Annotated in this window: 7 protein-coding genes and 1 pseudogene; 2 read left to right on the plus strand and 6 right to left on the minus strand. The window is 68.8% G+C overall.

All coding sequences use genetic code 11. The features are described from left to right. Positions 1-19 precede the first annotated feature (19 nt). The 3 genes from DB31_RS37040 to DB31_RS37050 form a co-directional block, all read right to left on the minus strand. On the minus strand, positions 20-5323 hold the full coding sequence (locus tag DB31_RS37040) for a trifunctional serine/threonine-protein kinase/ATP-binding protein/sensor histidine kinase (protein ID WP_044197018.1): 5304 nt from the start codon (positions 5321-5323) through the stop codon (positions 20-22). Between the two features lie 137 nt (positions 5324-5460). Further along, the gene (locus DB31_RS37045) at positions 5461-6387 is read right to left on the minus strand and encodes a DMT family transporter (RefSeq protein ID WP_044197020.1); all 927 of its coding nucleotides are present in this window, start codon (positions 6385-6387) and stop codon (positions 5461-5463) included. A gap of 14 nt (positions 6388-6401) precedes the next feature. Continuing rightward, positions 6402-7226 carry a phytanoyl-CoA dioxygenase family protein gene (locus DB31_RS37050; RefSeq protein ID WP_044197022.1) on the minus strand — a complete coding sequence of 275 codons (825 nt, stop codon included), beginning with the start codon at positions 7224-7226 and terminating at the stop codon, positions 6402-6404. Between the two features lie 199 nt (positions 7227-7425). On the opposite strand from DB31_RS37050, the gene DB31_RS37055 reads away from it, so the two are divergent. Next, on the plus strand, positions 7426-10560 hold the full coding sequence (locus DB31_RS37055) for an ATP-binding protein (RefSeq protein WP_044197023.1): 3135 nt from the start codon (positions 7426-7428) through the stop codon (positions 10558-10560). Between the two features lie 84 nt (positions 10561-10644). Here the strand turns inward: DB31_RS37055 and DB31_RS51790 are convergent. Continuing rightward, a pseudogene (locus DB31_RS51790) lies at positions 10645-10825 on the minus strand (AHH domain-containing protein); the annotation flags it as partial. Between the two features lie 300 nt (positions 10826-11125). On the opposite strand from DB31_RS51790, the gene DB31_RS51380 reads away from it, so the two are divergent. After that, positions 11126-11443 carry a sigma 54-interacting transcriptional regulator gene (locus DB31_RS51380; RefSeq protein WP_276203678.1) on the plus strand — a complete coding sequence of 106 codons (318 nt, stop codon included), beginning with the start codon at positions 11126-11128 and terminating at the stop codon, positions 11441-11443. A 113-nt stretch (positions 11444-11556) separates the two neighbouring features. On the opposite strand, the gene DB31_RS37065 is transcribed toward DB31_RS51380, so the two are convergent. Together DB31_RS37065 and sitA5 are read right to left on the minus strand one after the other, a co-directional pair. After that, positions 11557-12276: an immunity 52 family protein gene (locus tag DB31_RS37065; protein WP_044197027.1), complete on the minus strand. Its 720-nt coding sequence runs from the start codon at positions 12274-12276 to the stop codon at positions 11557-11559. Positions 12277-12290: 14 nt separating this feature from the next. Beyond that, a complete protein-coding gene (gene sitA5, locus DB31_RS37070) occupies positions 12291-13727 on the minus strand; it encodes a SitA5 family polymorphic toxin (RefSeq protein ID WP_044197190.1) in 1437 nt (478 codons plus the stop codon). Positions 13728-14393: the final 666 nt, after the last annotated feature.

The following is a 14393-nucleotide window of genomic DNA, read 5'->3' on the forward strand; positions in this document are numbered from 1 at the left end:
CACAAGAAGCCGCGGAGGGTCAGGTCCCTCCGTTCTTCTCGAGCAGCGGCAGCTCCAGCGTGGCCGTGGCTCCCTGTCCTGGCCCCCCGCTGTCCAGGCGGAGCTCTCCTCCTAACATCCGCGCCGCCAGCGCGCTCGAGTGCAGGCCCAGGCCGTGCCCGCCCTCGCGCGTGGTGAAGCCTTGGGCGAAGAGCCGTGGGCGGACCTCCGGCTCAATGCCGACGCCGTTGTCCATCACCTGGATGCGCGCCGTGTTGCCCACCGCGTCGAGCCGCACGTGCATGTTGCGGTGTCCCACAGGCAGCGGTGCCATCGCGTTCTTCGCGTTGGAGATCAGGTTGATGAGGATCTGCAGCACCTTGTGCTTGTCCACCCGCACCTGCGCCTGAGTCTGCGGAGGGAGTTCACGGATGACGGTGACGCCGTGGCGCTTGAGCGCCGCCATCTGAATGCTCAGCGCATCGTCGACCAGCTGCGAGAGATCGCACTCCTCGGTGACGAGCGTGTTGCGCGCATAGGTCTGCTGCAGCTGGACGATGGCTCGGATGTGCTCCATGTGCTTGCCCATGGCCGACATGCCGTCCAGCAGCGTGGACTGCTCGCGGAGCAGCTCGTCGGTCAGGGCGGAGAGGTAGTCCGGCAGCTTCGCCCCGCGGGGATCGCGCGTGAGGAAGTCCGCCAGCTTCAGCGCGTTCTCCGAGAACATGGCGGACACTTGCTTCAGCCGCCCCATGCGCGAGGTGCCCAGCACCTGACTCATCGTCTGGACGTTGATGATGGCGCTCGTCAGCACGTTGCCCACGTTGTGGAGCACACTGGTGGCCACCTCGGCCATACCCGCCGAGCGGGCCGTCTCCACCAGCTGCACCTGGGCCTGCCGCAGCTCCCGCGTGCGCTCCTCCACCCGCTTCTCCAGGTCGTCATTGGCGCGGCGCAGGGCCACCTCCGCGCGCTGCACGTCCGCGTACAGCCGCGCGTTCTCCAGGGAGATGGCCGCTTGCGAGGCCAGGTGCCCCAGCAGTGCGCTCCGCGCTGGAGTGAAGGCATTGGAGGCCAGGCTGTTCTCCAGGTACAGCACCCCGCGGAACTCCTCCTGGCGCAGCAGCGGCACGCAGAGCACGGAGCGGACCTTCCCGCGCTCCAGCCACGTGTCCGTCGCGAAGGGGTGGGGCTGGGCGGCGTCGTTGATGAGGACCTGCTCGTGCGTCCGCCGGACGTAGGCGAGGACCGTCCACGGCAGCGAGGACTCGGCCGGCAACCCCACGGAGCTCTCGGGAGCGGTGCCCGCGAGCGCCATGACCGAGAGCGTGCCCCCGTGCGGCAGCAGCAGGGCGCCGCGCTGCGCCCCGGCGTTCTCGATGGCCACCTTCAGCAGCGTGTCCGCCAGCCGCTCCAGGACAATCTCGCCGGAGATGGCCTGCTGCGCCTTCACCACCGTGAGCGCATCGATCTGCGTCGAGTCCGTATCGGTGATCGTTTGTTCGCTGGCCACCGCGTTGGCCACGTGCGGCCACTGCGCATCCAGCTGCTCCGCCTTGCCCTTGGCTCCCCAGCGCAGGTACGCCTCGCGGGCCTTGCGGGCGTAGTTGTCCGCGATGGTGGGCATCCGCTGCGCGAACCAGAAGCGGGCCGCGAGCTCACTGGCCAGCGCCACGTACTGGATGAAGTCGTGCTCGCGGGCCGCCTGGAGCGCCTCCTCGTAGGCACGGAAGGCTTCGGTGTCCCGGCCCGTGACGCGCGCCAGCTCCGCGAAGACCAGCCGCTCGGGCGCGCGGAAGGTCTCCACGCAGTTGCCTGCCCACTCCGCCAGCTGCTCGTGATGCTTGCGGAGCTCCTCGATGGCCCAGGCCCGCTGCTCGGCGCTCATTCCGTCGAGTGAAGTCGCCAGCGTCAGCGCTCGGAAGAGGTGGAAGTCCAGGAGCTGGATGTGGCCTACCGAGGACCAGAGCAGCTCTTCCGCCCGGACGCTGGCCGCGCGGGCCTCGGCATAGGCGCCCGCCATGTAGCGGGCCTGCATCTTGATGACCCAGTACCAGCACCGCATGATGCTCATGCGCGCGGGGGTCAGCCCGGCTTCGAAGGTCTCCTCGTGGAAGTCCTCACCGCTCAGCGAGCCGAACGTGGGCGCGAGCCCGCGCAGCTGCTGAACGTAGCGCTGGGTGAAGTGGATGATGTCACGCACGTCCAGGAACTGCGCCTTGCGCGCGAAGTCCAGGCGCGCCACGGACTCCTGGTAGACCTCCTCCAGCTCGTGGCCCAGCGCGAGGCGATCCGTGACGATGTGGTTGCAGCAGTAGCCGGCGATCTGGAAGTCACTGGCATGGAGCGCGTGGTGGAAGGCCCGGCGGATGTAGTCCAGGGCGGTGGAGAGCGGCCGGGTGAAGTAGCAGATCGTCTCCATGCTGTAGAGCGCGGAGCCCCGCAGCGCGGCCAGGTCATAGCGCTCGACGAGCTCGCAGGCGAGCTGCCCGAAAGCGAAGCCGTCCGCGTAGCGCTTGAAGAAGGGCCCCAGCACCAGCCCGTAGGAGGAGTAGCCGGGGATGGAGGCGGGTGCGTTGCCGTGCCGCAGGCTGAGCGAGACGAGCCGGCACAGGTGGAGCACCAGCAGGTTGATGTCCGTGAGGTAGGCCGGCGCGTACAGGGCCGCCAGCACGCTCATCACCGCCTCCATGTCCGGGTCGGACGCGCGAGGCAGCTCGGCCAGGCTCGCGATGGAGCGGTCCCCCAGCAGCCGCCACACCTCCGCATTGGCGGCGGCCACCTCCTCCTGCGAGGGGTGCGCGGGCAAGGGCATGCCCATCAGCGAGAGCGCCTCCAGGAGGCTCTCGAGCGCGGCTTGGATCTCTCCCGCGACGATGTGGAGATCATTCTTCAGGCGGTAGACAGAAGCAGTCTCCGTCCGCGTACGTGCCCGGGGCAGCAGCGCCTCGACCAGCCGGCGGGCCTCGGCGGGGTTGCCGCTCATGAACTCGCAGCGCGCCTGCTCCCGCTGGAGCTTGAAGGCCAGCTCGCGGTTCGTCTCCCAGGGATTCCCTGGCAGCAGCTGGAAGGCGAGGGCGAAGTAGGTGGCGGCCGAGCGGTGGGCCGTGGAGGCCTGGGCCCGGGTGCCGGCCTCGGCGTTGAGGCGGGCCGCGCGGTGGCGCTCCTCTGAGTCCGTGAGCAGCTCCGCGCCCACGTTGAGCTGGCTCACCACATCGAAGAGGTTCTCCTGGAGCTCCTCGGGCCGCAGGCTCGCCAGCATCAGCCGGCCGATGCGCAGGTGGATGGCCTTGCGCTCCTCCAGGGGGATGAGGGCTTGGGCCGCTTGCTGGATGCGGTCGTGAAGGAAGCGGTAGGCGTCCGGTCCCGCTGGCGCCACCAGCCCCTCTTGGAGCGCCGGCTCGAGCCCCTGCTCCAGGTCGAGGGGCTCCTCCAGCGGGGAGATGAGGAGCAGGATCCGCAGCGGGAAGACGTTCCCCACGCACGCGGCAAGCCGTAGCAGGAGCTGTGTGCTGGTGGGGAGCTGGCGCAGCTTGCTCACCATGAAGTCCACGACGTTGTCGGAGTAGCCCTTGGCGCGGACGCCCTCGGCATCCCAGCGCCAGGTACCCTCGGGCGTGCGCACCAGGAGCCCGTCCTGGTTGAGCGTGAGCAGGAACTGGAGAAGGAAGAAGGGATTGCCGCCCGTCTTCTCCTGGAGCCGTGCCGACAGCGGCTCGATGAGCGCCGGGCCCGCGCCGGGCAGGGTGTCCGCCACGAGCCGCTGGACTTCCTCGACGCTCAAGGGCTCCAGCCGCAGGTCTGTCATCCGCGCGCCGGCCTTGCGCAGCTCCGTGAGGGTCAGCGACAGCGGGTGCGAGAGGCTCACCTCGTTGTCCCGGTACGCGCCAATCCACAGCACCGGCGGCGTCTCCGGGTGGGTGAGCAGGTGCTGGAGCAGCTGGAGGGTGGCCAGGTCCGCCCACTGCAGGTCATCCAGAAAGAGGACGAGCGGGTGCTCGGAGGTGGCGAAGACGCCGAGGAACCGGCGGAACACGCGGTGGAAGCGGTGCAGCGCCTCGGAGGCGGGCAGCTCGGGGACCGCGGGCTGTTTGCCGGCGACGAGCTCCAGCGAGGGCACCACCTCCACGAGCACCTGGCCCTGGCCCTCCCAGGCCTGCTGCAGGTGCTCGCGCCACCGGGCCAGCTCCGCGTCCGTGCCGGACAGCAGCTGCTGCGTCAGCCCTCGGATGGCCTGGGCGAGCGTGGAGTAGGGAATGTCCTGCTGGAACTGATCGAACTTGCCGCTGAGGAAGAAGCCCCGCTGGCGCACCACGGGCTTGTGCAGCTCATGCACCAGCGCGGACTTGCCGATGCCGGAGTAACCGCGCACCAGGACGAGCTCGGGCCGGCTCTCGCGGGAGATGCGCTCCAGGGTCTGGCGAAGCGTGGCGGCCTGCGTGTCCCGCCCATAGAGCCGCTGCGGCAGCTGGAAGCGCGGAGAGTGGTCCAGGAGGCCGGGCACGAAGTGCTCGTGCACGCCCCGGCGCACGCTGTCCCAGCAGCGCTCCAGGTCCGCCTGGAGCCCCTCGGCGCTCTGGTAGCGCTCCTCGGCCACCTTGGCCAGCAGCTTGAGGACGATGGCGGACAGCACGGGCGGCAGGCCGGGCACCCGCTCCAGGGGAGGTTGCGGCGCCTGCGCCATGTGCGCGTGGAACCACTCGAGCGCATCCTTGCCGTGGAAGGGGCGCGTGCCGGTGAGCAGCTCGTAGAGGGTGATACCCAGCGAATACAGGTCCGTGCGGTAGTCCACCGAGCGGTTCATGCGCCCGGTCTGCTCCGGGGACATGTACGCCAGGGTCCCCTCGATGAAGGGCGAGTGGAGCGCGTCCACGTGCTCCACGAGCTGGAGGCTGGCGGTGCCGAAGTCGATGAGGCACGTCTCCCCGGTGCGGGCGAGGATGACGTTGGAGGGCTTCACGTCCTTGTGGATGATGCCCCGGCGGTGGAGCTCGGCCAGCGTGGAGGCCAGGGAGATGCCCAGCTCCAGGGCGCGCAGCACCTCGAAGGGCTTGCCCGTGGACTCGGACAAGGGCTCTCCCTCCACCTCCTCGAGCAGGAGCACAGGCCGGTCGCGAATCTGCTCGCAGGCATGGACGCGCGGCACGCCCCGCACATCCCGGAGCCGCTGCAGGATGCCGAACTCGCGGCGGTAGCGCTCCCGCTCGCGCGGGCCGGGTGAGGCCGCCGTGGGCGTCTTCAGGATGAGCGGAAGTCGATCCGCGTCCCGCACCGCGTGGAAGAGCAGGTTGGTGCCCGTGGATTTGATGGCACCCAGGAGGGTGTAGCCGGAAATGTTGAGCATGCCTGATGTCTGGAGCTGGGAGCCGCCGTTCTCTCGGCTCGACCACCGTCGGTTACGAAGGGATGGGACCAGAGTCCTAGGGACTCCGCAATGGGAGTCCTCTCGGACACCTCTTCAGCAAGACCTCACGAAGGTGCTCACTCTTCACTGCGAGTGAGCTTGGAGGCAGGCGAGAGATTGGCCAGGGCCGCGGCGGAGAGGATGAGCATGCCGCCCAGGATGAGTGAGGCGGTGAGCGGCTCCTGGAGCAGTCCCACGCCCACGACGACCGCCACCAAGGTGTCGAGCAGAGCCATGGCTCCCACGGAGGAGAGGGAGAGCCGAGGCAGCAGCCAGTAGAAGAGCTGGTAAGTCACCACTGTACCCCCCAGTGCGAGCCACAGCAGGGCCGCCACCGCGCGAGGCGTCCAGTGTACGGGCAGCCCGCCCTCGAGCAGAAAGGAGGCCGCCAGCAGGGGCACGCCGCTGCTCAGCGTCTGGACGCACACCAGCAGGTGCGGCGGGACATGGCCCATGTGCCGCTTCACGAGCACGTTGGCCAGGGCGCAGAACCCCGCCGAGCCGAGGATGAGCAGGCCCCCGGCCACGCCCAGGCTGGAGAGCTTCAGCCCGCTCAGCTGGGTGTTCTGCAGCGCGAAGACGCCCGCCAGCCCGAGCGCCGCGGCCAGCAGCTTGGGCCCTGTCAGCAGCTGATCCGGGAGCAACAGGCGCCCCATCAGGAGCACCCAGACGGGGTAGGTGGAGAAGAGCAGCGCGGCCCAGCTCGAGGGCACCCACTGCTGCCCGATGAACATCATCGCGAAGGGAAAGCCGATCTGCAGGGTGCCCACGCCCACGAGGCTCCCGAGGGTGCGGGGCGTGAGCAAGGACAGGTGCGAGCGGACGAACGGCAGCAGCGCCGCTCCGGCCACCAGCATGCGGACGCCCACGAGGCGCAGCGGCGGCAGGTCCTCCAGGCCGATCTTGGCCACGGCCCACGTCGAGCCCCAGGTCAGGAAGCAGATGCAGTAGGCGAGGACGATCTTCAGTCTGTCCGCGGGACGGCGGACCGGGAGAGGGGCCATGGAGGCGAGGGAACTCAGAAGCCTTGGGCGGGCATGTCTGGGGCGCGCTGCAGCCAGTTGTCGCGCGGGTAGGTGGCCGTGGCGTCGATGCAGTGCACCGAGTAGGCGTGGCGGCTCTTGGGCGAGGTGTTGGCGCCGCTCTTGTGGGGCAGCTGGCCGTGGAGCATCACGAGCGTGCCCTTCTTCACCTCCAGGGGCACGAAGCCCTCCTCGGGCATGGGCGTGGGGTCCAGCACCTGGAACGCGGTGCCTCCGCCCGGCGCGCGCACGAAGCGCTTGCGCAGGCCCTGCTTGTGCCCGCCCGGCAGCGCCCACAGGCAGCCGTTCTCCACCGTGGCGTCCTCCAGCGCGAACCAGAAGCCCAGGCACGTGAGCGGCTCGGTGTAGAGGAACGTGGAGTCCTGGTGGCTGTTCACCTCGCCGCCGATGTGGGGCTGCTTGAAGATGTACATGGACTGCAGCAGCAGCGGCTGCTTCAAGCCCAGCTCGGTGGCCAGCGCCGCCATCCCGGGCGCCCGCGAGAACTGGCGGAAGAGGGGATCCAGGTCATGTAGCGCATGGCCGATCTTGTTGATGGACAGCGCCTTGCCCTGGCGCAGCGTGCCGTCCGGCTTGAAGGCGTTCTCCTCGAAGAAGAAGTGCACCTTGTCCCCGGAGGACAGGAAGTACGCATCCGACGTGCGCGTCTGCTCGTGCGTGGTGAAGATGGAGACCGTCTCCGGCTGGAAGGCGGCCACCAGCGCCTCGGCGCGCGCCTTCAATGCGTCGCACGCGGCCTCCGAGGCGAAGCCCGGCAGCACGAGGTAACCCTGTCGCTCAAACTCATCGGCCCTGCTCATGTTCGCCCCCTGCGCGCGGCGGGACCGTAGCGTTGAATGCTGGATGCTCCAAGGGCGGGCTGAGACTGGGGAACCCGGGGGGGCGCCCGATGTGTGACGAGGTGTGATCAGTTTCAAGCGATGGTGTGAGTCCCGCAGGTGCGTGAGGGCGCCGCCGGCAGCACTTTGGGCCTGATCCCTGGAGCGATGGGAGCGGGCGATGGGTGAACTTTTTCCAGGCGAGGAAGTGGCAGCGCCAGGGGCTTCGCGGGGACTGGCTTCACGAGGGGCGAACACCCTCCTGAATGCCGAGCCTCCTACGGGCACAGTGGCCCTGGTCTTCACCGATGTTCCTGCGGCCGCGCGGCTCTGGGAGCGGTGCCCCGAGGCGATGGGGGACGCGCTCGAGATCCAGGACCAGGTGCTGCGGGTCCTGCTGGATCGGTGTGGCGGCTACGAGGTGAAGACGCAGGGCGGGGCGTTCATGGTCGCGTTTGCCTCGCCTCGGGAGGCGGTGCGCTGGTGCCTGGTGGCCCAGGAGGCGCTGCTCATGGCGCCCTGGAGCCCGGAGCTCCTGGCCCAGCCCGAGGCCTCCGAGGAGGTGGGGCCCCGAGGCCTGCTCCACCGGGGCTTGCGCGTGCGCATGGGCGTGCACGTAGGCGAGCCGGAGATCCGCGTAGATGGGCGCACGGGCCGAGTGGATTATGTCGGCCGCGTGGTGAATGCGGCGGCGCGCGTGGCGGCCGCAGGTCATGGGGGCCAAGTGCTGGTGAGCGGCGCGGCCTGGGCGCAGGTGGCGGGCTCGGCGGAGCTTCCGGGCCAGGCTGCCCGGCCGCTGGGCACGTTCCGGCTGCGAGGGCTCGATAGTCCGCTCGCGTTGGTGGAGGTGCTCCCCACCTCGCTGGTGGATCGCAGGTTTGGGGTGTTGCTGGCGGCCCGCGAGCGGCAGGGCAATGTGCCCGCAGTGCAGCCGGACCTCATTGGCCGGAGCACCGAACTGGAGACGCTGCGGCAGTGGTTCGGCGAGGGCCAGCGGCTCGTCACCTTGCTGGGACCGGGAGGCATGGGAAAGACCCGGCTCGCCACCCACTTCGGTGGCTTGGAGCTGGAGGCCTGCACCTGGGAGGGCGGGGTGTGGCTGTGCGAGCTGGCCGAGGCGAGGACCGAGGACGGGCTCTGCCACGCCGTGTGCCAGGCGCTCGGTGTCACCTTGTCGCGGGAGCGGGAGGCGGCGGATCCCGTGGAGCAACTGGGGACCGCGCTGAACGGCTACGGGGATGTGCTGATCATCCTCGACAACCTGGAGCAGGCCACGAGCCCTGGAGCGCGGCTGGTGGAGCGCTGGCTCGCGCTGGCACCCCGGGCGCGCTTCCTGGTCACCTCGCGCGAGGTGCTGGCGCTGCCCGAGGAGCGTCTGCTGGAGCTGGCCTCGCTGTCGCTGCCGGACGCGGGGGAGACGCGGCTGGAGGAGGTTGCGCGCTCGGAGGCAGTGCGCCTCTTCGTGCAGCGGGCCCGGGAGGTCCGCGGGCGCTTCGAGCTGACGGCCAAGGAGGCGCCGCACGTGGTGGACATCGTCCGGCGGCTGGACGGGGTTGCCCTGGCCATCGAGCTGGCGGCGGCGCGCACGGGCGTGCTGGGCGTGAGCCAGCTCCGGGAGCGGCTGTCGCGGCGCTTCGAGCTGCTGCGCACCGGACGGCGGGGGACCTCGGAGCGGCAGGCCACGCTGCGCGGCGCGATTGACTGGTCCTGGAACCTGCTGTCGCCGGAGGAGCGGATCGCGCTCGTCCAGTGCTCGGTGTTCCGGGGCGGCTTCACGCAGGAGGCAGCGGAGGCGGTGGTGGTGGTGCCTGAGAGCGGCGCGAGCGTCCGGCAGGTGCTCCAGTCGCTGCGGGACCGCTCGCTGCTGCGCGCGGTGGAGGCGGAGGACGCGTGCGGCGAGCCGCGCCTCGGCATGTACGAGAGCATCCGGCAGTACGCCGCGGACCGGCTCCACGAGCAGGGCAGCGAGGCGTCGGTGTTGGCGAGGCACTCACAGTGGTACCTCGGGCTCGCGCAAGGGTTGAGGCAGCAAGTGCGGGGAGTCAGAGGGGCGGGGGCGCTGCGGCGGCTGGCGCTCGAGCGGGAGAACCTGTTGGCTGCCTGCGATGAGGCGCTCTCGGGAACTGCGGCAACTCCACGCTCCTTGAAGCTGGCGCTGGCGACACTGGAGGCGCTGGAGCCCGACTTCGTGACGCGTGGCGCGCTCAGCCTGCTGCTGACGCGGCTCGATCGGGCCCACGAGCTGGCCGGTGCCTTCGCGGGGACTGCCACGCTTTCGGCGGAGATCCTCGCGGTCCGGGGCCGCGTCCACCTGGAGGCGGGACACCTCGAGCCCGCGCGAGAGGATCTGGAGCGCGCCTGCGCGGCGTTGGGTATCAGTGGAGACGTGGCGGGACAGAAGCGAGGGCTGGTGGAGCTGTCCATCGTGGCGCGCCAACAGGGAGACCTGGAGGCGGCGTGGCAGTGCATCCAGCAGGCCCAGCAGCTGTCCTCGGGAGAGGACGGGTGGCTGGAGGCGTACACGCGCGGCAACCTCGGCCTGCTCGAGCAGGCTCGCACGGGCGCGGAGTCCGCGCTGCCTCACCTCCTCGCGGCCCAGGAGCTGTTCCAGACCGTGGGGGATGTGGCTTCTGAAGTGGGCTTCACCACCCACTGCGCCGTGGCGCTCGGGGAGCTGGGACTCGTGGATGAGGCGGTGGAGCACGTGTCCGATGCGATGACCCGCGCCGCCAGCGTGGGAGACCGTGGAGGCCACACGCTGGCGCGGCTGCACCTGGGCTGCCTGCTGCTCGAAGGCGGACGGGCCCTGGAGGCGCGCGAACACCTCACGGCCGCCATGCGCCTGGGACGCCAGCTCGGCGCGCGTCTCTTGGAAGGCCTGGCCATGGGCGAGCTGGGCCGCACGGAGATGGCGTTGGGAGAGCTGGCGGAGGCGAGGCACTGGCTGGCGGAGGCCGTCTCCGCGCTGGAGGAGGTGGCCCGGTGGCACGCGCTCCGCTTCGCCGCGCATCGAGCCGCGGTGGAGGCTGTGCTGGGAGATCTCCCGGCCGCGCTGTCGAGCTTCGACGCGCTGGAGGATGAGCCACAGGTCCGCACCGATCCGGTCCTGCGCCCGCTCATCACGCTGCTGCGCGCGGCGGCGGAGCTGGCGCTGGCGGACGAGGCCCCGGTGGGAAGTGAAGAGGCAGGTCAGTCCCTGGCTTCAGCACGGCGGCGCGTGGCGGCCGTCTCCAACGCACAGGAACGCCCGAACTCCTCGGACATGCGCGGAGCCTTGCGCTTCTTGAAGCAACAGCTCTCCCGGCGCTACTCCTGAGGCGGGAACTCAGGCGTCCTTGATCGGGCGGGTACTGCCCGACGCGCGGGGGCGCTCCGCTGGGACGAACTGGGGGCCCACAAACGAGAAACCTGCCTGCCCCTCGGCCTGTGTGGCCACCTGTGCCGAGCCGGGCAGCGTCGGCACCTTCGCCGCGAACAGTTGCGCCGGGGAGCCAATGGCCGCCACCAGCAGCATGGCCAACGCGCGCGGCCTCTCGCCCGAGGATCTTCCCGAAGCGCTTGCCCGCCTCGCGGATCTCCTGAGCACAGTCCGCGATCGCGGACGAATCGTCCGCGTTGGGAGACTGTCGTCCAAAAAGCGCAGGAAGACCGAGACGTTACACAGAGGCGGTGGAGAGGCGTGAGGCTCGACGAACGGCCAACTGGCTGAAATGACAGGCGTGAGGATTCGCCGCATACGACGGAGACAGTCCGCGATCGTGGACTAGGCCCGTCGCGCCCTGGGCGAGGTGTAGCCGTTGCGGACAGCTGACCGGTCAGCTGTGGCCGCCATCCCGTTGCAGACAGCTGACCAGTCAGCTGTGGCCGCCTGCGGGGGAACTGTGGCCGCTTGGGGTTCTCACCCAGGTGTCCGCCCTTCATGGCTCACCGCGATATTCCTGGACGAGGTGGTGGAACTGTCGCTGGAGCAGCAGGCCCAACTGCTGCGGGTGCTGGAGCGCGGCGAGGTGAAGCCGGTGGGTGCGGCGCGAGCGTTCCAGGTGGTCGTGAGAGGAGTGGGGACCGGGCCCAGAAAGGGACTGAAGTCCCTCAAGGCGGCTGCCCATGCTCGGAAGGGAGGCGGCGGGAATCGAACCCGCGCCGGGCGGTGCGCAACCTCTAGCAGAATCGCGCCCTTTCCTCGCAACCGCCTGGAATGACCTGGAGTCGTTATCCCGCCGCGTCACGTGTCGTCCCGCCCTGTCCCAGCACATTCCGCAGGCTCCTGCGACATACGTGCAACATGACGGAGGCCCCCACTATGGCCATGCAGTCACCCTGCTGGCCAGGGCTGCAACGGCCGCAGCAACTCGGCCCGGTCCAGCAGTTCGTGGACGTGAGCGGCCAGCGCGACGTGCTCCGGGTTGGAAGCAGTGAACCGCTCGGGGGTGAGGATGACAAGGGTTCCCTTGTCCTCGACGGGCTCGATACGCACGGGGGCAGGCAGTGGAGGCACTTTGCCACGCAGCCGCGAGAAGTACATCGCCCAGCCTACGAAGGTGCCCGGCTTCGCTTTGTCCGTCACGCTGTCCCGGTGCGCCTCGGATGTGGCCACACCCCACTCCGGATCCCAGGCTAGAGCCATAGCGCGCAACACCTCGGTCATCACGGGCGCAGTCAGCACCCGCTCCCCTATGAGCCCCTCATCGTAAGGCTTGAGCACGCAGTTAGATGGGAGCCGGGGGTCAGCTGAACCGCACGCCCCGTTAACGCTGGACGCCTCCTCCTGGGTGTCGCCCGTCCACAGCCAGAAAGAGAAGTCATCATCGTTTCGCTTCTCTGCCTCCGCGAACAGCTTCTGGAACCTCGTGGCGTCTGTCGTGAATTGGAGTTTGCGCGCCTCCTCAAAGGAGTCTGCTGTCTCATACCAGCGGGTCCACGCTGGGTCGCAGCGACCCAGGAGGTGGAAGAAATGCTCCGCGCGGCGTGCACATGCCCCACTGGGTTCGGACCGGGCAAGCCAGTAGCTGCCAGCGTAGTATGTCTCTGTCATCGAGCGGCTACTCCTCACGGAGTCGGGGTAGGGGAAACATGGACGACCTCGATGTCCTCGAGACCGTTTGCCTTGAACAGCTTCCTGAGTGCACCCGCGAGTTTCTCCTCAGCGACAATCCACCGGATGGGCGTTCCATTGGCGACTCTGAACTGGCTCTTCGCCTGCTCCAGGAGTTTGAGGCTGCCCTTGAAGTTCGGCAGGAAGTCTAGCTTCTTGGTGATCCACTGCGCGTAGCCGGTGGCCTTGACCTCAAGCAACACCCCCTGGTCGAAGCCATCGAAGTCCACCTCCTTGTCACCCACCTGGACGCGGTACGCATAGCCCGGGGGAGCCCCCGTCCTTTGGGCTTGATAGGTCCGGGCGCTCTCGGACATGTACTCGTCTACCTGGACCCATTCCCCCGGGCCACCGGAACTGGGAGGCGCAGCCTGCGCGCCAGCCTTGCCGCCCGAGATGTCACGCGCCGCCATGGCGACTGCATTGGGAGCCAGTGCGATGGTGACGCCCTCGGCAGTAATGGCGACCGACTCCACCTGCGCCAGCGCTGGAGCCGTGAAGCGGATTCCCAACTGCGTCTCGGCCACCACCGCAGCCTGCCTGGCTCCCGGCAAACTGGGCAGTGCCGCCGCCATCCCCGAAGCCGTGTTCCCCAACGCCACCGTGCCCAGCATCACGAAGGTTCGGGCCGCCTTCTCTCCCATCGTGTCGCCGAACTTCTCTCCGGACGCGGAGATGCCAGCAAAGGTGGTGGCCTGATCCACTTCTTTCATCAGCACTAGCCACCCATCAATGAGGCGCCACACCGTGTCCCAGCCCAAGTACGCCATGGCCCCCACCGTCAGCAGCGCAGCCACCCCTTTGCTCACCGGCTCGGGGAGCGCGAGCAAGATCGCGTACATGGTCAGGCCACTGACGACTGTGGCCACCACCGCCTGGGGGCTCACCATCCGGGCGAGTTCCTCCTTCATGGCCCCCAGCACTTTGCTGTGAGCAATCGCCATGGCCAGCGCGTACTTGGCATCTCCATCCAGGAAGGGCTTGTCCACCAACAGGCGCAGGCAATCCCCGGGGCCCCACGTCCGCTCACACCACTCCAGGTAGCAGCGTTTGAGTTCCTCGTCCTCGGGCAACAGGCGCAGGTTCTGGTGACTGCCCGGCTCCAAGGCAAGGAGCCGTCGGCCCCTGCTTTCGTACCTGTACCAGCCACTTCGCTCGGGCACTCCGAACAACTGCCGGGCGTGCTCCAAAGGCCACTCCACTACAGGCACAGAGAAGGCCTGTTGTGCGACGGCCTTCCTGAACTCCTTCTCGTTCACCACCACCGGTTCTACGTCGCGACGCGGAGTGTGGACGATGGGCTCGCCCTGGTCCGTGTCCAAGCGGACGACCTTTGTTGTGCTGCACCCTGCGAGGAACGGGACTAGCAGCAGAACCGCCCAGCGTGGCATGTAGTGCCTCCTGGCCATGGCCCTCGCGTGCTGGGAGCACGACCCGAGATTACAGGGCGGTCATGACATGCACGTCAATCCAGGGCCTGCCTCGGACTTGGAACTGAACCGAGGCAGCGTTTCTCAATCAGGACGTCGTTCCGGAGAGCAGGCCTTGGATGAGGCGGAGTTGATCCACGAGTCCCTGGATGACCTCACGATGCTCAACCTCCACCCTGGGGTAGAGGGGGATGACAGGGGTATCCCGGTAGCTTGGATCTCGCAGGAGCATCGGAGGTGCCTCCAACGCAAGACGCTGCAGGGAGTGCAGCAGTGCTGGCCAGCACGCCTCGTCAGCGGGAAACTGAAGCCAGAGGGGAGTCTCGGCGAGAGTGTGCCACCGCCACGGGCTGAGCATGAGATAGAAGTCGTGCCCGGCAAGCCGCACCTTGCGCCAGTAGTACGTGCTGCCAGCACCGCTTGTCCCCTCAAGGGACAGAGGCCCAGCCGAATAGCCTCCTCAGAGACGTCATCAACGAGCGCGGCGAACTGGCAGAAACGCCGGCCAATGCCCGCTGACAACTCCTCCGGGCGCAGCGGCAGGAACGCAGTCGTGTCCTCCCGCGTGCACAGCCCCAGGAGCTGATTCAGGTCCTCGGCAGAAGCGCGATCGCCCTGTGCAAGGGC

It is taken from the genome of Hyalangium minutum, assembly GCF_000737315.1.
Lineage (GTDB): Bacteria > Myxococcota > Myxococcia > Myxococcales > Myxococcaceae > Hyalangium > Hyalangium minutum.